Annotated in this window: 19 protein-coding genes and 1 pseudogene; 15 read left to right on the forward strand and 5 right to left on the reverse strand. The window is 60.1% G+C overall.

Going from position 1 to position 19,481, the window contains the following annotated elements; all coding sequences use genetic code 11:
* Positions 1 to 139: 139 nt before the first annotated feature.
* A pseudogene (locus J5289_RS29155) lies at positions 140 to 244 on the reverse strand (phospholipid methyltransferase); the annotation flags it as partial.
* Between the two features lie 18 nt (positions 245 to 262).
* On the reverse strand, positions 263 to 721 hold the full coding sequence (locus J5289_RS05080; RefSeq protein WP_209182807.1) for a VOC family protein: 459 nt from the start codon (positions 719 to 721) through the stop codon (positions 263 to 265).
* Between the two features lie 231 nt (positions 722 to 952).
* Between J5289_RS05080 and J5289_RS05085 the strand changes: the two genes are divergently transcribed.
* The gene (locus J5289_RS05085) at positions 953 to 1,171 is read left to right on the forward strand and encodes a hypothetical protein (protein WP_209206749.1); all 219 of its coding nucleotides are present in this window, start codon (positions 953 to 955) and stop codon (positions 1,169 to 1,171) included.
* A gap of 241 nt (positions 1,172 to 1,412) precedes the next feature.
* Here J5289_RS05085 and secD read toward each other — a convergent pair whose 3' ends face one another.
* From secD to ybaL, 3 genes are all read right to left on the reverse strand, one after another.
* Positions 1,413 to 3,974, reverse strand: a complete 2,562-nt coding sequence (gene secD / locus J5289_RS05090) for a protein translocase subunit SecD (RefSeq protein WP_209182808.1) — start codon at positions 3,972 to 3,974, stop codon at positions 1,413 to 1,415.
* 90 nt (positions 3,975 to 4,064) lie between these two features.
* Positions 4,065 to 4,484, reverse strand: coding sequence for a hypothetical protein (locus J5289_RS05095; protein ID WP_209182809.1), 420 nt, complete (start codon positions 4,482 to 4,484; stop codon positions 4,065 to 4,067).
* 12 nt (positions 4,485 to 4,496) lie between these two features.
* Positions 4,497 to 6,323: a YbaL family putative K(+) efflux transporter gene (ybaL, locus tag J5289_RS05100; RefSeq protein ID WP_209182810.1), complete on the reverse strand. Its 1,827-nt coding sequence runs from the start codon at positions 6,321 to 6,323 to the stop codon at positions 4,497 to 4,499.
* 80 nt (positions 6,324 to 6,403) lie between these two features.
* Here ybaL and J5289_RS05105 point away from each other — a divergent pair, with 80 nt between their 5' ends.
* The 14 genes from J5289_RS05105 (at position 6,404) to visR (ending at position 19,476) form a co-directional block, all read left to right on the forward strand.
* Positions 6,404 to 6,655, forward strand: a complete 252-nt coding sequence (locus tag J5289_RS05105) for a helix-turn-helix transcriptional regulator (RefSeq protein ID WP_142823988.1) — start codon at positions 6,404 to 6,406, stop codon at positions 6,653 to 6,655.
* Positions 6,656 to 7,411: 756 nt separating this feature from the next.
* The gene (locus tag J5289_RS05110; RefSeq protein ID WP_374108242.1) at positions 7,412 to 9,040 is read left to right on the forward strand and encodes a globin-coupled sensor protein; all 1,629 of its coding nucleotides are present in this window, start codon (positions 7,412 to 7,414) and stop codon (positions 9,038 to 9,040) included.
* Between the two features lie 60 nt (positions 9,041 to 9,100).
* Positions 9,101 to 9,397, forward strand: a complete 297-nt coding sequence (locus tag J5289_RS05115) for an STAS domain-containing protein (RefSeq protein WP_111216772.1) — start codon at positions 9,101 to 9,103, stop codon at positions 9,395 to 9,397.
* Positions 9,394 to 9,759 carry a chemotaxis response regulator CheY1 gene (gene cheY1, locus J5289_RS05120; protein ID WP_111216774.1) on the forward strand — a complete coding sequence of 122 codons (366 nt, stop codon included), beginning with the start codon at positions 9,394 to 9,396 and terminating at the stop codon, positions 9,757 to 9,759. The genes J5289_RS05115 and cheY1 overlap by 4 nt, the downstream gene beginning before the upstream one ends.
* 15 nt (positions 9,760 to 9,774) lie before the next feature.
* Entirely contained in the window at positions 9,775 to 12,042 is a 2,268-nt protein-coding gene (locus J5289_RS05125) for a chemotaxis protein CheA (protein ID WP_142823990.1), read from the forward strand.
* 4 nt (positions 12,043 to 12,046) lie between these two features.
* Positions 12,047 to 12,514: a chemotaxis protein CheW gene (locus J5289_RS05130; protein ID WP_111216778.1), complete on the forward strand. Its 468-nt coding sequence runs from the start codon at positions 12,047 to 12,049 to the stop codon at positions 12,512 to 12,514.
* Complete coding sequence (gene cheR / locus J5289_RS05135) at positions 12,511 to 13,419, forward strand: protein-glutamate O-methyltransferase CheR (RefSeq protein ID WP_209182812.1); 909 nt, start codon at positions 12,511 to 12,513, stop codon at positions 13,417 to 13,419. Before J5289_RS05130 ends, cheR begins: the two co-directional genes overlap by 4 nt.
* Entirely contained in the window at positions 13,416 to 14,462 is a 1,047-nt protein-coding gene (gene cheB / locus J5289_RS05140) for a protein-glutamate O-methylesterase CheB (protein ID WP_142823992.1), read from the forward strand. Before cheR ends, cheB begins: the two co-directional genes overlap by 4 nt.
* Positions 14,462 to 14,851: a response regulator gene (locus J5289_RS05145; protein WP_111216784.1), complete on the forward strand. Its 390-nt coding sequence runs from the start codon at positions 14,462 to 14,464 to the stop codon at positions 14,849 to 14,851. The genes cheB and J5289_RS05145 overlap by 1 nt, the downstream gene beginning before the upstream one ends.
* Positions 14,848 to 15,402 carry a chemoreceptor glutamine deamidase CheD gene (gene cheD, locus J5289_RS05150; RefSeq protein ID WP_111216786.1) on the forward strand — a complete coding sequence of 185 codons (555 nt, stop codon included), beginning with the start codon at positions 14,848 to 14,850 and terminating at the stop codon, positions 15,400 to 15,402. Before J5289_RS05145 ends, cheD begins: the two co-directional genes overlap by 4 nt.
* 16 nt (positions 15,403 to 15,418) lie before the next feature.
* Positions 15,419 to 15,805, forward strand: coding sequence for a hypothetical protein (locus J5289_RS05155; RefSeq protein ID WP_142823993.1), 387 nt, complete (start codon positions 15,419 to 15,421; stop codon positions 15,803 to 15,805).
* A gap of 162 nt (positions 15,806 to 15,967) precedes the next feature.
* Positions 15,968 to 17,659 carry a flagellar basal-body MS-ring/collar protein FliF gene (gene fliF / locus J5289_RS05160; RefSeq protein ID WP_209206748.1) on the forward strand — a complete coding sequence of 564 codons (1,692 nt, stop codon included), beginning with the start codon at positions 15,968 to 15,970 and terminating at the stop codon, positions 17,657 to 17,659.
* Positions 17,660 to 17,982: 323 nt separating this feature from the next.
* On the forward strand, positions 17,983 to 18,723 hold the full coding sequence (gene visN / locus J5289_RS05165; RefSeq protein ID WP_209182813.1) for a transcriptional regulator VisN: 741 nt from the start codon (positions 17,983 to 17,985) through the stop codon (positions 18,721 to 18,723).
* Between the two features lie 9 nt (positions 18,724 to 18,732).
* Positions 18,733 to 19,476, forward strand: a complete 744-nt coding sequence (visR, locus tag J5289_RS05170) for a transcriptional regulator VisR (protein WP_209187329.1) — start codon at positions 18,733 to 18,735, stop codon at positions 19,474 to 19,476.
* Positions 19,477 to 19,481: the final 5 nt, after the last annotated feature.

The following is a 19,481-nucleotide window of genomic DNA, read 5'->3' on the forward strand; positions in this document are numbered from 1 at the left end:
ACCCGTCGCAAAACATTGGTTTTTGCGACGTCGAAAAGTTCAGCCGCAAAACTGTCGCATTAATTGGAAGATTTGCGACAAAGGTGAAAGGCTGCTTTTGGCCCAAAGCGGACAAGCCAGGGTGTGCAAGCTGTCCGGTTCATGCGGCGACTGTCGTCCTCATGATGCGATATACGCTTGCAGGCGGCAGGTTTGCATAGGTGGTGCTGATGCGAATAGCCTTGAGCCCCAGCCGCTGGAGTAAAGTATCAGCAATCCTCCACTAAGCAGGCGGCTGCATCAGCTCTATGGTGATACCATCCGGGCCGGAGATGTACGCGACCATTGTTCCGCATCGGGGGCCGGCTGGTATCGGCTGCGGCGAACCGTTCACTGCCCACCCCGCCGTCTCAACCCGCGCGATCGCCGTGCGGATATCCTTAACCGTGAAGGCGATATGAGCGGCGCCGATCGCACCCGCGCTACGAGGTGTCTGGCCCAGCGTACGGCCTGTCGAATACTCGAGAAGCTCGATAGGGTAGCCATTTGGAGCCGTCACCAGCGCCATTCGGCAACGGGGGTCGTCAACCCCGGTAGCCTCCCGTAGAAACTCCCCACCCATCTCTCCTCGGCGAGCAAGGTCGAAACCCATCGCCTCAGTCCAGAACTGGATCGCCTCCTCCAACGAGGCGACCGAGAAGCCCGTGTGGTCCACAGCTACTACGCCGGCATCTTCGGCCATCTTTAATCCTCACATATCTACCAGTTACGTCTGCCCGATCTAGCGACGGCTCGATAGCCTTACGAACTTTCTTTCGTCTCTCGACACCGTTCGGAGCATCACTTCAAGTCAGTTAATTCAGCAAAATGAAGATAATAAATCGCATGTTCCGCCTACCATCGAAATGAGAATTAACCCAGCCAGCAAATGCAGAGACTGAGTATCCACCGGAGGGCTTGGCCGGAATTCGTTATGCCAGGCCAAAAAACCACTCCTTTTATCCTTCAGCAGGTTCAAATTTCTTTCTTCGATGAAAGGCAGAAAATATCGTTCTTTTTGAAGAGCGAAACTCTGATGTTCCCGCTCAGCCTTGCGCAGGCACCATCGCGTCAGTGGTGGCTTTCTCTTTCCTCTGCTGCGTATCCAAACACCAGAACACACGACTATCTGTGCGACGACCTTCCAAATTAATGAATATCGAACGGTCCCGTGGAGCCGACGGCTTACTGCGATGACTGCTTTTGACGCAAAGCGGACGTGCTGTCGCAAATATCCTAACATCCTCGACAAGATCATCGATCCCTGACTTTTCAGGGGAATTTCTGTCGCAAAAGCCACTCGCAAAAGTGGGAGTTTCGCGACAGACATTTGCGACAGAAAATATTCCACATTTCAGTTAAAGGGCGCCTCCTGCCGGGGCGCCCTTTCTTTTCTATTCCGCTGCCGGAAGCTGCTTTTTCGGCTTGGCCGCTTCGGCTTCTGCTGCCTTGGCGTCGTTTGCGACGGTAACTGCGCGGTGGCGGGTGCGCCAGTCGCCGAGGAACAGCAGGATCGGCGCTGCGATGAAGATCGACGATGCACCGGCAACGAGGATGCCGAACACCATCGGAATGGCGAAGCTCGACACGGCGCTGCCGCCCCAGATCGCCATCGGGACCAGCGCCAGGAATGCGGTAGCGTTGGTGTAAAGGCTTCTGGCGAGCGTTTCGTTGATCGACTTGTCGATGATCTCGCGCAAGGGCATCGACTTGTAGAGACGCATGTTTTCACGCATGCGGTCGTAGACGACGACCTTGTCGTTGACCGAGTAGCCGACCATCGTCAGCACCGCGGCAATGGCCGTCAGGTTGAAGTCGAGGCCGGTGATGGCGAAAAAGCCTACCAGCTTGGTGACATCAAGCACCAAGGTCACGATGGCGCCGACGGCAAACGGCCATTCGAAGCGGAACCAGATGTAGAACAGCATCGCGAAGCTGGCGATGACCACCGACAGGATACCTGCCCAGGCCAGTTCGCCCGAAACCTTCGGGCCGATGACATCGGTGCCTTCGACCGTTGCTGTCGGGTCGATCTTGGTGACTTCGGCTTTCAGCTTTGTAACTGCTGCCGTCTGGGCCTCCTCGCCGCCATCCTGGCGCTGGGCGCGGACCAGAATGGTGTTCTTGTCGCCGAACGACTGCAGGGTGATTTCACCCAGGCCGAGTGTGTTCAGGCCTTCGCGGAACGTCGAAAGATCGGCCGTCCCTTGCGTCTTCACCGACATCTGGATGCCGCCACGGAAGTCGACGCCGTAGTTGAGGCCCGGATAGATGAACAGTCCGATCGAGGCGAGCGACAGGATCGCCGACACTGCGACGCCGAAGAAGCGGGCCTTCATGAACTGGATGTGCCGGTCGTAGGGTGAGAACCGGAACATCGACTGGATGTTGATGACCTTCAGCTTGCGGCGGCGGGCGATGGCGATCATCACGACGCGCACGAAGGCGACCGAGGTGAACATCGAGATGATCAGGCCGAGACCCATGGTAACGGCGAAGCCGCGAACCGGGCCAGAGCCGAAGTAGAACAGGATGGCGGCGGCAATGAGCGCCGTCATGTTACCGTCGATGATGGTCGAGTAGGCGCGCCGGAAACCGTTGTCGATAGCGGCAAAGGCTCCGCGTCCCTTGCGGGTCTCTTCACGGATACGCTCGTTGATCAGCACGTTGGCGTCGACCGCAAGGCCGATACCGAGAACGATACCCGCGATGCCCGGCAGCGTCAGCGTGGCGCCGACAAGCGTCAGGGCCGAGAAGGTCAGGATCGTGTGGATCAGCAGGGCGACGTTGGCAAGGATACCCCAGGTGCCGTAGAGCACGAAGATGAATAGGGCGACGAGGGCAAAGCCGACGAGGCCTGAATAGATGCCCATCTTGATGGCATCGGCGCCAAGATCGGCGCCTACCGTGCGCTCTTCGATGACGGTGAGCTTGGCGGGCAGGGCGCCGGCGCGGAGCAGAGCCGACAGCGTGGTTGCGCTTTCGGCGGTGAAGTTGCCCGAGATCTGGCCGGAGCCACCGGTGATCGGCTCGCGGATGACCGGCGCGCTCAGCACCTTGTTGTCGAGAATGATGGCAAATGGCTTGCCGACATTGGCACGGGTGATTTCAGCAAAGCGGTTGGCACCGGCGCTGTCGAAGCGGAACGTCACCAGCGGTTCGTGGGTATTCTGGTCGAACGAGACGCGGGCATCGGCGAGGCGGTCGCCGGAGAGCTCGACGCGATCCTGGATCGCATAGCTGTTGCCCTTGTCGTCCTTCATGACGGTGACGCCGGGGCCGGGGTTGGTGATGTCGCCGCTGTCAGACAGCATGTGGAACGACATTTTTGCTGTCGAGCCCAGCAATTCGCGCAGGCGCGAAGGATCCTGGGTGCCCGGCAGCTGTACGAGAACGCGGTTGTTGCCGATACGCTGGATGGTCGGCTCGGACACGCCAACCTGGTCGACGCGCTGGCGAATGATCTCGAGGCTCTGCTGGACGGCGGCATCGACGTTGGAATTGATGCCGACCTGCGAATAGGCAAGCGTGATGATGCCGTTATTCGAGGCCACGTTCAGGTCGGATTGGCCGGCGCTGATGCCGGTGGTGATGGTGTTTGCCAGCGTCTTCAGCTCGGTCACGGCCGCGTCGCTCTGCGACGGGTCGGTGAGCGCAATGACGACCTGCGTCGCATTCTGGACGACCGACTTGGTCTGGATGTTCTTCGCCCTCAGTACGCGGCGGGCATCCTGGACAAGCGTCTGCAGACGTTCATGTACCAGATCGCCTTCGTCGACTTCGAGAACGAGGTGCGAGCCGCCGCGAAGATCGAGGCCGAGTGAGACCTGGCTGTGGGGCAGCCAGGCGGGAATGCGGTTGAGAGCCGATTGCGGCAGGACGTTCGGCAGGGCGATGAGCATGCCAAGCACGATGATCACCGAGTAGGTGAACACGAGCCATGGAGAGGTGCGCATGATGTCTATCCTTGAATACGCGTTTGCCAGCGGGAAAAGCGCTGGCGCGTGTGTCTGGTGTAAGGGAGATGCGCCGAGGCGCGCGTTCGGTCAGGCGGAAGCAGCCGGCGGGCCACGGGCCAGGTAGGCGCGGACATTGCCGGGCCCGGAAAGAGATGAGGCCAGCGGTGGCAGGCACCCGGCGTCGTAGTCGAAAGTGTGGATCGGCGTGGCGAAGGCCAAAAGCGCAGCGTTGCCGTCATGCCAGCTGGCTTTGGGCTCGGCACTGCGCTCTGCAGCGACGACGCCTCGGGAATTGTCGCGCTGGGCGATGTAATGGGGCTGCTGGCTGCCCTTGGCCGCAGAGAAATTGTTGGTCTCTGTACTGGCGAACGTTGCAAAGCCGCCACCGAGGGCAAGACCCAGATAGGCAAAGAAAGCAACGATCAACGACGCCATCACGCGGGGCATCGCGCCGCGAGGCTGTCTCATCTCTTCGCTGTCGGCAATGCCGTCGTCGGACAGGCTCAAGGGCTAAACGACCTATTCACGTGTAGTTACAAGCGTGTCAGCTATTCTATCAGCCGACGGCGCATCTTCATAGAGAGGCCTGTCATGATGCACTTGGCGCAGCCGGTCAACCATCCCCAGCGCAATTTCCCGCTCGCCCATGATCACGGTATCGGCGCCATAGCGCGTCAGTTCGTCCACCTCGGCGTCCGAATGGGCCCGGGCGACGATCAGGATTGATGGATTGAGGCTGCGCGCCTGTTCGGCGACGCTGCACGCCTCGAAGGCATTCGGGATGGCGATCACAAGGCTACGGGCGGCGCTGAGATTGGCGAACCCCAGAACTTCCGCAGAGGCAGCATTGCCGGAAATTGCCTCTATGCCGCTGTCCCTGAGGTCAATGACGCGCTTTTCGGCATCTTCGATGACCAGGAATGGTGTACCGGAAGACAGGAGGTTCTGACCAACGATGCTGCCGACCCGGCCGTACCCGACGACCACGACATGTCCGGTGAGTGTCGTCGGGCCAGGGTCCCGCTCGGCGCCGATAACCGGCACCTCCTCTTCCGCAGCGTGCGTCTGTGCCGCTGCATCCGCTTCAGCACTGGCGTCCTGCAATGAGCTGTTTTTGGCATCGAGATGACGCTTGAGCCGGCCGCAGCCATAGAAGACGAGGGGGTTGAGGATGATCGAGATGATGGCGCCGGCAAGGATGAGGTCGCGTCCCTGCTCGGGCAGCAAACCGAGTTCGACTCCCATTGCTGCGAGGATAAAGGAGAATTCGCCGATTTGCGCCAGACTTGCTGAAATTGTCAGCGCCGTACCGATCGGTTTGCGAAATGCCAGCACGATCAGAAAGGCGGCGGCAGACTTGCCGACCACGATGATGAACACCGTCGCCAACACCAGCAGCGGATGCTCCAGCAGGATGCTGGGATCGAACAGCATGCCGACCGATACGAAGAACAGCACCGCGAAGGCATCGCGCAACGGCAGGCTTTCCTGCGCGGCGCGATGGCTGAGTTCGCTTTCGGCAAGCACCATGCCGGCAAAGAAGGCGCCGAGTGCCAGCGACACGCCGAACAGCTTGGCTGCACCGAAGGCGACGCCGAGCGCAATCGCCAGCACGCCAAGACGGAAAAGTTCGCGCGAGCCGGTATGGGCGGTGCGGTGCAGGATCCACGGAATGACGCGGCGCCCGAACACCAGCATCAGCGCCACGAACAGCGCCACCTTCAGCAAGGTCATGCCGATGATGCCGCCAATTCCGAGATCGAGATCGAACAGCCTGTTGACAGCGGCGGAAAGCGGCTCGACCGGCGCATGACCATCGCCGGAAATACTGGCGGCCGCGGGGATCAGCACCAGCGCCAGAACCATCGCCAGATCCTCGACAATCAGCCAGCCGACTGCGATCTTGCCGCGCTCTGTCTCGACGAGACGACGCTCCTGCAGCGCCTTCAGCAGCACGACGGTAGAGGCGACAGACAGCGCCAGGCCGAAGACGAGACTGCCGCCGAGCGACCAGCCCATCAATTCGCCGAGCCCCCAGCCGAGCAGTGTGGCAAAGGCGATCTGCACGAGAGCTCCCGGAACCGCGATGAAGCGCACCGACAGCAGGTCTTTCAGCGAAAAATGCAGGCCGACGCCGAACATCAGGAGAATGACGCCGATTTCAGCAAGCTCGGGTGCCAACCCCTGGTCGGCGACGAAGCCCGGCGTATAGGGGCCTGCAAGGACACCGGCGACGAGGTAGCCGACCAGCGGCGGCATGCGAAGCTTGTTGGCGATGGCGCCGAAGATGAAAGCCAGCACGAGACCCATGACGATCGTTGAGATCAAAGGTGTGTCGTGCGGCATCGTGGTGTCCCCCGGCTGGAAATCCTGTAAATAATATGACATATATGGTCTAGAGTGACCAATATGGGTATTTTTGAGCCGTGAATCAAGGCAGTAAGCCAGCTATTCTGACGCCAGCGCATTGTCGTGCGGCGCGCGGCTTCCTGGATTGGACGCAAAGCGACCTTGCGGAAAAAGCCGGCGTCTCGCGCAGCACCATACGCGACTACGAAGGCGCCCGGCACGACATCCATCGCGCCACCGAAGCACAGCTTAAACTGGCTCTAGAAGACGGCGGCGTCGTCTTTACCAACATCGATCCGCTTGGATGGACCGTCGGTTTGCGGAAGTGAAGCATCCACCAGGGTAGGAGTTAGACCTTCGAGCGACTTCGACTGCGAAGAAAGCTGACGATACTTTCCAGCCGGCAATCAATCCTGTCAACGCCTGAAGGTTTCATTCAAGATATTGGGACAGGTGGCTCGCTGCCACGAGGAAACGCGTCGGCTTCCGACAACGTATCGAATATCCATCGCGTGGCAGATCGCGATATTATTGAAGTTGCGTTTGCGAAGCTTGCTTAAAGAACCCGGAGGGCAACCCTTTGCCGCGAGTCGTCGATGCGGCTCAAAATGGTGAATGCAAACAGCGTTATGCTGGCAATGAGCGTAGCGCTCAGACCAAGAACAATCATTGCTCTTACCTCAAAGGGGCGTGGACGTGACTCTGACTTTACAGTTAGGCCACCAACCTTGCGTGTGACTTGTGGCTCTACTCTAGCAGCAATAATACTTCGCCGCATAAAAGATTTATTCGAATGCGCTCATCTTCGACGGTGTGTTAACCTTCAAGCAAGGAATTAACCATAAACATTGCGTTACACGTCGGAATGGGAAGATGTTGCTCCTCCCCACCAGGCATGACGCCGCCCCCTCGTACCGGATATTGGCCCGGATATCTCCTAGACAGTTTCAACCTAGATGAACGCGTCGCGCATTGCCGTCGGGTCTCAAGATCCCCAATGCCCGTGCCCCATCGCAGACCGTTGATATTGAACGATTGCATAATTCCGCTGGGACATTCGTCCCGGCATCGCGGCGGGAATGGTTTTGACACAGGACTCGATACCAGAGCAGGGACAAAGGACGCAGGCAGGCAGCCTTCGCGATCGTTTGCGCTTTGCCGGCCTCGATGCCGACCAGTGCGAAGCGCTCCGCCGCCACCGCCCAATGCTCCAGTCGCATCTGAAAGCGGGCCTGCGCGATCTCTTCCACCGCTTCCAGTCCATGCCCGATGCGGCACGAAATTTCACCAGCGAAGCCCAGCTCGAGCGGCTGCACGATCTGCAATCGTCCCATTGGGATGTGCTGACGGATGCGCGCTTCGACAGCCTCTATGCCGAGCGGGTCAAAGTCCTCGCTGATTCCGAAAGCAAGATGGGTCTCGACCCGCGTTGGCACGTTGCCGGCCACGGTGTCATATTGGAGCATCTGCTGGCGGGCGTCATCGGCGATCTCGCCGGTGGTTCGATGTTGCCTGCAAGCAAGCGCCGTGCCCGGGAATCTGCGGAACTTGTGGCAAGCCTCGTCCGGCTTGTCATGGTCGACGTCGAAATCGCCGTGTCGTTGCGCTTCAATGAAATGCGCATCCAGCACCAGCGCACCTTGGCAGAGCAGCGCGTCACCGACCAGGCCGAGGCCCGCGCTATCTTCGCCGATGTCATCAGTGGTCTCGGTGAACGTGACCTGACGGTGCGCGCACCGACCGACGTCCCCGAAGCCTATGCCGAGCTTGTCGCAATGCTCAACACGACGCTCGAAGCCATACAGGGTGAATTCGGTTCGCTCTCCGCCCGTGTGCAGACGATAGAGACCGCCGCAGACCGCATCGCCGTCGACAGCCGCAGCCTCGATACATCAGCCGCCGACCACGCCGGGCAGTTGATCGCCAATGCACGGCTTCTGGCCGGGCTGGCAGATCAGGTGCGCGACAATGCTGCGACGACGCGCTCGGCCGAGCGGGAAGCGGTCAAGACGCGCAAGGCCGCCGAAGACAGTGGCCAGATTGTCGGCGAGGCGATTGCCGCCATGGCTGACATCGAGACCTCCGCCGAAAAGATCGGCCAGATCATCGGCAGCATCGACGAGATTGCCTTTCAGACCAACCTGCTCGCCCTCAATGCCGGCATCGAGGCAGCCCGGGCCGGGGATTCAGGCCGCGGATTTGCTGTCGTCGCCCAGGAAGTGCGGGCTCTAGCCCAGCGCTCCGCCGAGGCCGCCCGCGAGATCAAGACACTGGTGACCGGCACCAAGGCGCAGGTCGTTGCCGGCGTCCAGATGGTTGGCCGCACACAGGATGCCATCGGCGGCATCGTCCTCCAGGTTACCGGTATCAACGACGCCATCTCGGGTATCGCCGATGCGACCGATGCACAGGCAGCCGACCTTCGCGCGGTCACCGCAGAAGTCGACATGCTGGGCACGAAGGTCGCCGCATCGAGCAGCCTTGCCCGCAGTTCGGGCGATGAGGCCGATCACCTCCACACGGTGGTGGTCGAGCTCGGCCAGACGATCCGCGAATTCCGCGTGGCGCGCCAGAAGCAGTTTTCCAGCGACAGGGTTGCGCCGGTACGCCCGGACATCAGGCCCGTCGCACCGCTCGGCGAAGGGGCAGCCGGGGATCACTACGATTTCCCGTTGCGGGTCGCAGGCTTCGGGGGAGACCGGAGTGTCTACTGACGATCGCACCTCTCGGCCGCATGCGTCGAAGACAGAATTCAACCGACAAGGAAGGCAGTAATGGCAGCGAAGAAGGCAGACAAAAAGATCAGCCTGGTGGCAGTGCTGGACCTCAACGAGGCCTCGACGCTCCGCAGCAAGCTCATGGGGCTACGGGGAAACAATGTTGTGGTCGACGCCTCCGGCGTCGAACGGGTCGGCGCCCTCTGCGTCCAGGTGATCATGGCTGCTGCCAAGACCTGGGAAGAGGACAAGCTTTCCTTCACCTTTTCGAAGGTGTCGGATGCATTTCAGAAAACCATGCAGCTGATCGGGGTCAACATAGATCACCTGCTCGCAAAGGAGATCCGGCAATGAAGAAAAAAGTGCTCACCGTGGATGATTCACGGACAATTCGAAACATGCTGCTCGTCACCCTCAACAATGCCGGTTTCGAAACGATCCAGGCAGAGGACGGCATCGAAGGCCTGGAAGTGCTGGAAGGCGCCAATCCTGACGTCATCGTCACCGACATCAACATGCCGCGTCTCGACGGTTTCGGCTTCATCGAAGGTGTCCGCCGCAACGAAAAGTTCCGCGCCATACCGATCCTGGTGCTGACGACGGAAAGCGACGCGGAAAAGAAAAACCGCGCACGCCAGGCCGGCGCCACCGGCTGGATCGTCAAGCCCTTCGACCCGGTCAAACTGATCGATGCTATCGAGCGTGTAACCGCTTAATTAGGATTTCTTCCGATGGATATGAACGAAATCAAAGAGATTTTTTTCCAAGAGTGCGAAGAACAGCTCGCCGAACTGGAATCGGGTCTTCTGAAGTTGAATGATGGCGACCGCGATCCGGAAACCGTCAATGCCGTCTTTCGTGCCGTTCATTCCATCAAGGGTGGGGCAGGGGCTTTCGGTCTCGAAGACCTTGTTGCCTTCGCCCACGTTTTCGAGACGACGCTCGATTGCGTCCGCTCCAACAAGCTTGAGCCGAACCAGGACGTTCTGAAGGTCATGCTGAAGGCGGCCGATGTGCTCGCCGACCTCACCAACGTCGCCCGCGACGGCGGTACCGTCGACCAGAGCAGAAGCCGTGGCCTCGTCAAGGAACTCGAAGCACTGGCTCAGGGCGTCATGCCCTCCGCCTCGTCGCACCACCACGAGGCACCCGCGCCCAAATCTGTCGCGGTTGCTGCTCCCGTTGCTGCGCCCGCACCGAGCGACGACAGCGGCTTCCAGCCTGTGCCCTTTACCTTCGACGAGTTCGACGGCGCCGAGGATGTAGTGGCCGAGTTGCCGCAATACGATATCAGCTTCAAGCCTCGCAACGAGCTCTATGCCAAGGGCAACGACGCGACGCTCTTGCTGCGCGACCTGTCGCGACTGGGCGAGATGAGCATCCGCTGCAACATGCAGACGCTCCCCGCCTTGCAGGATCTCGATGCGGAAGGCGCCTATTTCAGCTGGACGATCTCGATCAAGACCGACAGGGGCGAAGACGCGGTCCGTACCGTATTCGAATTTGCCGAATGGGACTGCGAACTGGAGATCAAGGTCGCTGAAGATCTCGACGCAGCCGTCTCGGCTGAAGAGCTTCCGATGATACCGGTGCCGTTCGATCTCTCGTCGCTTGATGATGACGTTGCACCCGCAGACGATGAAGTGGCGTCCACGCCGGCCGCCGCCGCTGTCATGGCTGCGGACACCGCAAGCAATGTCACGCCTATCGCCTCGGCCGCTGCCCGTGCTGAAAAGAGGGAGCCGCCGGCAGCCGCCGCGAATGCAGCCGGTGCCAACAGCACCGTTGCCGCCGGCCAGACCATCCGCGTCGACCTCGACCGTGTCGACAGGCTTATCAATCTCGTCGGCGAACTGGTCATCAACCAGGCAATGCTCTCGCAGAGCGTCGTCGAGAACGATAGCAACGGTACATCGTCGATCAATATGGGCCTCGAGGAGCTACAGCAGCTCACCCGCGAGATCCAGGACTCGGTCATGGCGATCCGCGCCCAGCCGGTCAAGCCGGTGTTCCAGCGCATGTCGCGTATCGTCCGCGAAATTGCCGACATGACCGGCAAGCAGATCCGTCTCGTTACCGAGGGGGAAAATACCGAAGTCGACAAGACGGTTATCGACAAGCTCGCCGAGCCGCTGACCCACATGATCCGCAATGCCGTCGACCACGGCGTCGAGAGCCCTGAAAAGCGCATCGCGCTCGGCAAGAACCCCGAGGGCACGGTTCGCCTTACGGCCAAGCACCGCTCCGGCCGCATCCTGATCGAACTGGCCGACGATGGCGCCGGAATCAATCGCGAACGTGTCCGCCAGAAGGCTATCGAGAACGAACTGATCCCGTCCGACGCCAATCTGACGGACGAGGAGATCGACAACCTGATCTTCCTTCCAGGCTTCTCGACTGCCGACAAGATCTCCGACATCTCCGGTCGCGGCGTCGGTATGGACGTGGTCAAGCGCTCCATCCAGGCCTTGGGCGGCCGTATCAACATCACGTCCAAGCCGGGCCACGGCTCCGTCTTCACGATGAGCCTGCCGCTGACCCTCGCCGTCCTCGATGGCATGGTGGTGACTGTCGCCGGCCAGACCCTTGTCGTGCCTTTGACCGCCATCGTCGAAACCCTGCAGCCGGAAGCCGCCGCCATCCACTCCTTCGGCGCCAACCATCGCCTGATCTCGATCCGCAATTCCTTCTGCCCGCTGATCGACGTCGGCCGCATCCTGAACTTCCGTGCCACCCAGGCCAACCCGGTCGAAGGCGTCGCACTGCTGGTGGAATCGGAAGGCGGAGGCCAGCGCGCGCTCATGGTCGATGCCATCCAGGGCCAGCGCCAGGTCGTCATCAAGAGCCTCGAGGCCAACTACACCCATGTCCCGGGCATCGCGGCAGCGACAATCCTTGGCGACGGTCGCGTGGCCTTGATCCTGGACGTCGATGCCGTCGTGGCGGCTTCGCGCGGCCAGGCACTGAAGGCCGAGATGTCCTACGCGGCGGCGGGGTAAGATCATGTCCCAACCGCTCAAGGCTGCAGCACAAGGTATGCGCGAACTGATCGCCTTCCGCATCGGCGACCAGGAATTCTGCATCAATGTCATGTCGGTGCGAGAGATCCGCGGCTGGACGCCGGCAACGGGGATCCCGTACGCTCCACCCTATGTCCTCGGTGTCATCAATCTGCGCGGCGTCGTGCTGCCGATCATGGACCTGTCCGCCCGCCTCGGCATGCGGCCATCCGAACCGAGCGTCCGCCACGTCATCATCGTGACGCAGGTGAGAAGGCACACGGTCGGCCTGCTGGTCGAGGCCGTCTCCGACATTCTGACGATCAACGAAGACATTATCCAGCCGACGCCGGAAATGGCGTCCGACCTGCAGAAGCAGTTCGCCCGCGGGATCTTGTCGATCGATCGCCGGATGATCTGCCTGATCGAACTCGAAACCCTGTTCCCCGACATCGAAAGCCAAGCAGCATGAGTGTTATGGGATTTGCAGAAAGCCGGCAGTCGCCCGATGAAGTCCTTGCCAGTGGTGAATATCCGCTGACACGCCGGGACCTGATGGAAGTCGCCGCGATGATCTACGCCGATGCCGGTATCTCGCTCAACGAGACCAAGGCATCGCTCGTTTACTCACGGCTGTCGAAGCATATCCGCAATCTCGGCATTTCCGGCTTTCGCGAATATTGTCAGCTCGTGTCGTCGCCCGCCGGAGCTGCTGCCCGCAGGGAAATGCTGTCGCACCTGACCACCAATTTCACCCGCTTCTTCCGCGAAAATCATCATTTCGACCATCTGCGCACAGAAGTGTTGCCGGGACTGCTCGCCCGTGCCAAGGCCGGCGGCCGGGTGCGGATCTGGTCGGCAGCCAGTTCAGACGGTCAGGAGCCCTATTCGATCGCGCTCACCGTCCTGTCGTTGATGCCGAACGCTGCGGATTACGATTTCCGGATCCTGGCGACCGACATCGATCCGAAGATCTTGGCTATCGCACGCACCGGCGCCTATGACGAAGCGGCTCTCGAGACGGTCTCGCCTGCGATGCGCAAGCAATGGTTCCAGGAAGTCGAGATCCAGGGCCGCAGGAAGTTCCAGGTCGACGATCGCGTCAAGCGGCTGGTCACCTACAACGAATTGAACCTGATGGCACAATGGCCGTTCAAGGGCAATTTCGACGTCATTTTCTGCCGCAACGTCGTCATCTACTTCGACGAGCCGACCCAGGTGAAAATCTGGCAGCGCTTCGCCGGTCTTATGCCGGACAAGGGGCATCTTTATATCGGCCACTCCGAGCGCGTGTCCGGCCCGGCCAAGGACGTCTTCGACAATATCGGCATCACAACCTACCGCTATATCGGCAAAGGCGCGGGGAACAAGTCATGAGCGCTCCGGCCCGCGTCCTTGTCGTCGATGACTCCGCCACCATGCGGGGCCTGATCACGGCCATCCTCAGTTCCGATCCCGGGGTCAACGTCGTTGGCCAGGCGAGCGATGCCTTGGAGGCCCGTGCTGCCATCAAGGAACTCAATCCCGACGTCATCACGCTCGACATCGAGATGCCGAACATGAACGGCCTGGAGTTCCTCGAGAAGATCATGAAGCTTAGGCCGATGCCGGTGATCATGGTATCGACCATGACACACCGGGGCGCCGAGGCGAGCCTCGCGGCACTGGAGATCGGCGCCTTCGATTGCGTCGGCAAACCTGTCGCCGGCGAGCGCAACCCCTTCGGCGATCTCGTCGAAAAAGTGAAGGCTGCGGCCCGCTCGCAGCGCCAGTTTGCCAGCCAGGCGGCCCGCCAGGCTCCGGTAACGCCAACTGCCGTCGCCGACTTCCGGGTCGGCCGGAAGATCGTTGCCATCGGCTCGTCGACAGGTGGTGTAGAGGCGCTGATCGCCGTTCTGCAGAAATTCCCGGCAAACTGTCCGCCGACCGTTATTACCCAGCACATGCCGCAGACCTTTACCAAAAGCTTTGCCGAGCGGCTGAACCGTCTCTGCGCACCGGTGGTGCAGGAAGCCACCGACGGTGCACGGCTGGAGATCGGCAAGATCTATCTCGCCCCCGGTGGCGAGCGTCATCTGCAGGTCGCCAGTGCCTCGGCGCCGCATTGCCGCCTGATCGACCGCGATCCGGTAAACGGTCATCGCCCCTCCGTAGACGTCCTGTTCGATTCGGTTGCAGAACTGGCCGGGCGCAACGCCGTGGGTGTGATCCTGACCGGTATGGGTCGTGACGGGGCCGCAGGTTTACTAAAAATGCGCCATGCTGGTGCAAGAACCATCGGACAGAACGAAAAAACCTGCGTTGTTTACGGAATGCCAAGAGTTGCACACGAACTTGGCGCGGTTGAGCAGCAGCTTGCACTGTCTGCCATCGGTGACGAAATATTGAAAATGACAGCCGCCCGAAAGGAGAGCGAATAATGTCTCTTGCGGAGAAAATCAAAGTCCTGATCGTTGATGATCAGGTCACCAGCCGCCTACTCTTGAGTGATGCCTTGACCCAACTCGGCTTCAAGCAAATCACGTCGGCTGGCGACGGCGAACAGGGGATGAAGATCATGGCGCAACAGCCCCATCATCTTGTCATCTCTGACTTCAACATGCCGAAGATGGACGGCCTGGGCTTGCTCCAGGCGGTCCGGACGAATCCGGCCACCAAGAAAGCCGCGTTCATCATCCTGACCGCGCAGGGCGACCGTGCCCTGGTGCAGAAGGCGGCGGCCCTGGGTGCAAACAACGTTCTCGCCAAGCCCTTTACCATCGAGAAGATGAAGGCGGCTATCGAGGCTGTGTTTGGAGCCCTGAAATGATCACCGAGGGTGCAGTCCGGCGCGTGCACATCATACAAGGCGAGTACAAGGTTCTCAGCGACCCGGATGCGGTGCTGTCGACCATTCTCGGCTCGTGCGTGGCTGCATGTTTGCGTGATCCTGTCGCCGGTGTCGGCGGCATGAACCACTTTCTGTTGCCGGGCAATGCCGGCTCGCCGATGACCGGCGGAGATGCGACGCGCTATGGCGTCCATCTCATGGAATTGCTGATCAACGGGCTCCTTAAGCAGGGAGCCCGCCGCGATCGGCTGGAAGCCAAGATATTTGGGGGTGCGAAGACGATTGCGACCTTCTCGAATGTCGGCGAACAGAATGCCGCATTTGCCGTGCAGTTCCTGCGTGACGAAGGCATTCGTGTTGTCGGCTCCAGCACGGGGGGCGACCACGGGCGCAAGGTTGAATTCTGGCCGGTATCGGGTCGGGCGCGGCAATATCCGCTGACCGGTGCCGAAACCAAGAAGACGGTCGATCTTGAGCGCCGTCCGGTCGTTGCGGCCAGGCCTGTCGAAAACACGGTCGAATTCTTTTGAAAAGCGAGGTCTACTCATGAACGCTATCTCGTCAACGGAGGCTTCGACTGTCGAGGAGGCGCTGCCCGCCATCCTCATGCGGATAGTTTCTGAGTTGCATGACGTCGCCTACCTGATCGAGCGCATCGAGCCGCAACTGCTGGAACTGAAGGGCATCGACGCGCAGTCGCCGGATTCCATGAAGGTCATGCAGGGCATCGATCTCGCCGTGCAGAAAACCCGCGGCATCGCCGAGTTCATCGATACCTTCACGGCTGAAATTCCGGAAGCGTGGATCGTCGACGTCGCGACCGCACTGAGCCTGGTGAAGCTCTCCGAAATGCAGAGGGCCCTCGGCGGCGGAGTTCGTCACGGCCATTCGCAGCCGCTAAGTAAGGCTGCCGGCGACTTCGACTTCTTCTAGTCGCCACGAAAATCGAAACGCAAGACGCGGCCTCCCGCGGCTTACTCCGAGCCCGCGCAAACGCCGACTGCGTTGGAAGAAACGCTCGCGCAAGCTTCGCTGCCTATCTTCGCTGCAGGGCACAAAGCCAGTTTGGTCTTTGACGAAGCGTGCGAGAACAGAATGAATCTGTTAAATCAACTACTTCAGATATTGAAGAATGTTCAGAATCTAGGCCGAAACCGCCTTATGGCGTTGGGCGGCGTCGCAGTGCTTTCCATTGCCGTGGTTCTGGGCGCAGCCCTTTACGTCAATAAGCCCGCCCAGGAGACGCTTTACGTCGGCCTGGACAAGCCGGACCTCAACCAGATCAGCATCGCGCTTGCAGAAGCAAATATCGCATTCCAGGTCGGCACCGACGGTACCAGCGTCACCGTTCCTGCAGGCACCACAGGCAAGGCACGTCTGCTGCTCGCCGAAAAAGGCCTCCCCAACAGCACCAATGCCGGCTACGAACTGTTTGACAATGTCGGCTCTCTCGGCCTGACCTCCTTCATGCAGGAAGTCACTCGCGTTCGCGCTCTCGAAGGTGAGATCGGTCGCACCATCACCTCGATCAACGGCATCAGCGCCGCCCGCGTTCACATCGTCATGCCCGATGTCGGCAACTTTCGCAAAGCCGGGCAAAAGCCCACAGCCTCCGTCATGATCCGCGCCGGCTCCGAAGCCGGCCGCAAGTCTGCCCAGTCCATTCGCCATCTCGTCGCCTCGGCCGTGCCCGGCCTCGAAGTCGACGACGTTACGATCCTGGATTCCACCGGCCAACTGCTCGCCTCCGGCGACGATCCGGGCAACAATGCCCTCAACCGCAACCTCGGCATTGTCCAGAACGTCCAGAGCGAGGTCGAGAAGAACATCGACAAGGCGCTTGCTCCGTTCCTCGGTATGGACAATTTCCGCTCCAGCGTCACGGCGCAGCTGAATACGGACACGCAGCAGATCCAGTCGACGGTCTACGATCCGGAGTCCAAGGTCGAGCGCTCGGTCCGCACCACCAAAGAAAACCAGAAATCACAGCAGCAGCAGTCCGACACGGCTGCAACGGTCGAACAGAACATCCCCCAGGCGGCGCCCGCATCGGGTGGCGCCAGCCCGCAAAACAGTGACCAGACCGACAAGAAAGACGAGCAGACCAACTACGAGATCAACAGCACGACAACGGCCACGGTCCGTAACAGCTACAAGCTCGAGAAGCTTTCGGTCGCCGTCGTCGTTAACAAGGGTCGCATCGCCAAGATGGTTGGTGAACCCGCCGATCAGGCGAAGATCGACGCCTATATCGCCGACATGCAGAAGATCGTGGCGACGGCTGCCGGCCTCGACCCCAAGCGCGGCGATATCATTACCGTCAACGCCATGGATTTCCTCGACACCCAGTTGCTCGACGACACGGCCTCGAGCCCCGGCATCATGGACATGCTGAGCCGCAACATGGCTGGCATCATCAACTCGCTCGCCTTCGTCGTCGTCGCCTTCCTGATCATCATGATGGGCTTCCGTCCTTTGATCCGCTCGGTAGCCGGTGGACGCCTGGCCGGGACAGAAGCCGATAGCGCCCTTCCAGATGCAGCAGGCCTGGAACTGCCGGACTTTGCACCGGGCGGTGCCGGCGCCGGGGGTGCCCTGATGGACGGCTTCGGCTCCGACTTCGGCTTCGACAGCACCGACGACCTGCTGACGATGGGCGACGACGACGGCAACTTCAATCGCCGTGTCAAGGAAGGCCCGGAACGTCGCCTGTCGCGCATGGTGGAAATGAGCGAAGAACGCGCGGCGAAAATCCTCCGAAAATGGGCAATCGACGTCGCCGCCTGACACAAGGGCCGGGTTCATTCCCGGCCTTTTTTCGTGATCGGCCTGATGCCTTCGTTCTTTGCAAAAGCCGGCCATTGATGGTTTTGCAGAATCGTTTTAACGTTCAATCGGGGTGTGGATTGAGGGGCCGGTTTTGATCAGATACTCAAAATACAGAGAATAGATGCTTCCGAAATCCTTAGAACTTGGAGGTCCGCTGCTCCAGGGTGTACGTTTGTTTATAGTGATTCGGGGACAGAGAGTTAAAGCACTCAAGGTCAGATTTAGTCCAGGCAGGACGTCCTAGCGCCCACGTTAAACGTTTAACATGGCAGGAAATGCAAATGGACATGAATATACTTCAGGCCAGCCGCAGCGAAGGGGATGTTATTATCCCAACGCTTCCCGCCAAGAGCATGACACGTGACCAGCTGATCTTGCGTCTCATGGACGTCGCAGGCTCCCCCTACATCCATTCGGGCTTGCGCGCCCTGACCGATTATATCGGCGCCTCCCACTATATGCTCGCCCGCTGCGACCTGCTCCAGGAAAGCGGCCTCGATTTCGTCATGTCGTCCGACTGGCCGTTCGATCTTGTCCGGCGTCTGGCATCCGATCTCGTCGGCGCCTACGTGCGGACCACCGAGCTTGAGAAGTGCATGTTGCTTTTCCAGCCGAGCTTTTCGGTTTTGCCAGACGACGTGACCTTGCCGGAAGGCTCGAGCCGCCAGTACTGCTCGCTGACACTCAATGTCGGCCGCACCCGGCTGTCGCTGATGCTGCTCTATCGCGACGGTTTTATCCTGTCGCCCGAGCGACTTCGTGAAGTCGGGTTGCTGACGGCCTATTTCGCGAGCTTCGGTCATTGCATCGAGGGCAAGGGCGAGCGCAGTTTCGAATTGACGGACCGGGAGCTGGAATGCCTGTTCTGGATCGCCGAGGGCAAGACGAGCGACGAAATCGCCATGATTCTCGGTATCTCACGCAACACGATCAACAATTACATAACCAGCGTCATGCGCAAGACCGCAACCAAGACCCGGTCCGAAGCGATCGCGTTTGCGGTCAGAAACAATCTGGTCTGAGGGGTCACGATGAAATACGCGCCGGACAGAACGACCGTATCGCGCGAACTGAAGATGACGCGGGTTCACCGTATCTCCAGCCGTTCCGACCTCTTTCCTCGCCTGGTCGCGATGCAAAAGCTCATCGACGCCCAGAATTTCGCAATTTACCGGGTCGCCGGTTCTGGCCTTCCCAACAGGCTGCGTCTTGTCTGTGAGCTGGAAAACTTCGGTCCGGCCAATCCGCTGGTCACGAAGGCCATTCTCGACGCTTATGGCGACGACATGCTGGAGCATCTCGAAAAATCGTTGTTGCCGCTCATGTGGAACGGCGTCGATGACGAGAGCACAGCGGAAGCCATCGATTTTGCCTCGTTCACATTGCGCCTGAAATCCAAGATGCTGCCCTATGCCGGCATCGCTTTCCCCGTCCGGCTGGGAACTGTCGGCAATGGCATCGTCCTGTTCACCGCTAATTTCATTGACGTCAGCAGCGACGTCATCGTCGACCTGCATGGTCGAAGCTGCCAGATCATGATGGATCTGCTATCGCTGGACGAACGGCGCAACTCGGCCGTGGAATCCCTGAGCGAACGGGAAATCGCCTGCCTGCAACTGGCTGGAGACGGACGGATCAGTGAAGAAATTGCGGACAAGCTTGGCCTCTCCGTGCACACGGTCAACGCCTATCTCGGCTCGGCAACGATCAAGCTCGACAGTGTCAACCGCATCCAGGCAATCGCGAAGTCCATCCGGCTTGGCTATATCAGCTGACATCA

The organism is Rhizobium sp. B230/85, assembly GCF_019355735.1.
In the GTDB taxonomy this organism is placed as follows: Bacteria; Pseudomonadota; Alphaproteobacteria; order Rhizobiales; family Rhizobiaceae; genus Rhizobium; species Rhizobium rhododendri.

Bases quoted from the DNA above. Each gene is read 5' to 3' on its own strand.
- J5289_RS05080 (WP_209182807.1), bottom strand. From the start codon at position 721: ATGGCCGAAGATGCCGGCGTAGTAGCTGTGGACCACACGGGCTTCTCG.
- J5289_RS05085 (WP_209206749.1), top strand. From the start codon at position 953: ATGCCAGGCCAAAAAACCACTCCTTTTATCCTTCAGCAGGTTCAAATT.
- secD (WP_209182808.1), bottom strand. From the start codon at position 3,974: ATGCGCACCTCTCCATGGCTCGTGTTCACCTACTCGGTGATCATCGTG.
- ybaL (WP_209182810.1), bottom strand. From the start codon at position 6,323: ATGCCGCACGACACACCTTTGATCTCAACGATCGTCATGGGTCTCGTG.
- J5289_RS05115 (WP_111216772.1), top strand. From the start codon at position 9,101: ATGGCAGCGAAGAAGGCAGACAAAAAGATCAGCCTGGTGGCAGTGCTG.
- cheY1 (WP_111216774.1), top strand. From the start codon at position 9,394: ATGAAGAAAAAAGTGCTCACCGTGGATGATTCACGGACAATTCGAAAC.
- J5289_RS05125 (WP_142823990.1), top strand. From the start codon at position 9,775: ATGGATATGAACGAAATCAAAGAGATTTTTTTCCAAGAGTGCGAAGAA.
- J5289_RS05130 (WP_111216778.1), top strand. From the start codon at position 12,047: ATGTCCCAACCGCTCAAGGCTGCAGCACAAGGTATGCGCGAACTGATC.
- cheR (WP_209182812.1), top strand. From the start codon at position 12,511: ATGAGTGTTATGGGATTTGCAGAAAGCCGGCAGTCGCCCGATGAAGTC.
- cheB (WP_142823992.1), top strand. From the start codon at position 13,416: ATGAGCGCTCCGGCCCGCGTCCTTGTCGTCGATGACTCCGCCACCATG.
- J5289_RS05145 (WP_111216784.1), top strand. From the start codon at position 14,462: ATGTCTCTTGCGGAGAAAATCAAAGTCCTGATCGTTGATGATCAGGTC.
- cheD (WP_111216786.1), top strand. From the start codon at position 14,848: ATGATCACCGAGGGTGCAGTCCGGCGCGTGCACATCATACAAGGCGAG.
- J5289_RS05155 (WP_142823993.1), top strand. From the start codon at position 15,419: ATGAACGCTATCTCGTCAACGGAGGCTTCGACTGTCGAGGAGGCGCTG.
- fliF (WP_209206748.1), top strand. From the start codon at position 15,968: ATGAATCTGTTAAATCAACTACTTCAGATATTGAAGAATGTTCAGAAT.
- visN (WP_209182813.1), top strand. From the start codon at position 17,983: ATGGACATGAATATACTTCAGGCCAGCCGCAGCGAAGGGGATGTTATT.
- visR (WP_209187329.1), top strand. From the start codon at position 18,733: ATGAAATACGCGCCGGACAGAACGACCGTATCGCGCGAACTGAAGATG.